Source organism: Flavobacterium pedocola (assembly GCF_053764385.1).
Map to the genome: position 1 here is coordinate 1 of NZ_JBSNCR010000023.1, position 991 is coordinate 991.

At 49.1% G+C, this 991-nt stretch carries 1 pseudogene; it reads left to right on the forward strand.

Annotated features, from left to right (window positions below):
- Window positions 1-991, forward strand: a pseudogene (locus ACWPKD_RS15210) (hypothetical protein); the annotation flags it as partial.

Genomic DNA, 991 nt, shown 5'->3' on the forward strand with positions numbered 1-991 from the left:
GATAAGCGGAACGCCAACGGCGGCTGGAACGTTCAACTATACGGTAACTACTACCGGAGGTTGTCCACCGGCAACGGCTACGGGCACCATCACGGTAAATCCACAAAATACCATTGCAGCGGGAACGAGCCAGACGGTTTGTATCAATACTGCAATTACAACAATCAATTTAGCTACTACAGGCGCAACAGGCGCAACATTTGCAGGACTACCAGCGGGTGTAACCGGTTCTTGGGCAGCTAACACAGCTACCATCAGCGGAACGCCAACGGCGGCAGGTACGTTCAACTATACGGTAACTACTACGGGCGGATGTCCACCGGCTACAGCTACGGGCATCATCACGGTAACTTCTGCTATAGTTCCGGTAACCGGATTCAGCTATCCAACACCGGTGTGTCAAAGTGCTGCAAATCCAACGCCAACTGGAGTTCCCGGATTCACTGCTGGAGGCACTTATTCTTCTACAGCGGGATTGGTTTTTGTCAGTACAACTACAGGAGAAATCAATCTGGCAGCGAGTACCACCGGATCTTATACAGTAACCTACACGTATCCGGCTACGGCTTGTGGTGTGGCGGGAAGCAGTACTTTTAATTTTACCATTACTCCGATACCGGCTATTACTTTGACATCGGCGGCGGCAACAACTAACCAAACGGTATGTCAGAATGTTGCGATTGTTAATATCACATATAGTGTAGTGAATGCTACGGGTGCTACAGTTACTGGTTTACCGGCAGGAGTAACCGCAAGTTATGCAGCAGGGGTGTTCACCATCACTGGAACACCAACCGCATCTGGTACCTTCAATTATTCGGTGACCACTACGGGAGGATGTGCCCCGGCAGCTACGGCTACAGGAACGCTAACAATTAATGTAGTTCCGACAATACCAACGATTACGACAACTGCTTCAACCTGTTCATCAGATGGGATCAGTACCATTTCAAATTATAACGGAGCTTTAACCTATGTATTTACTCCGACC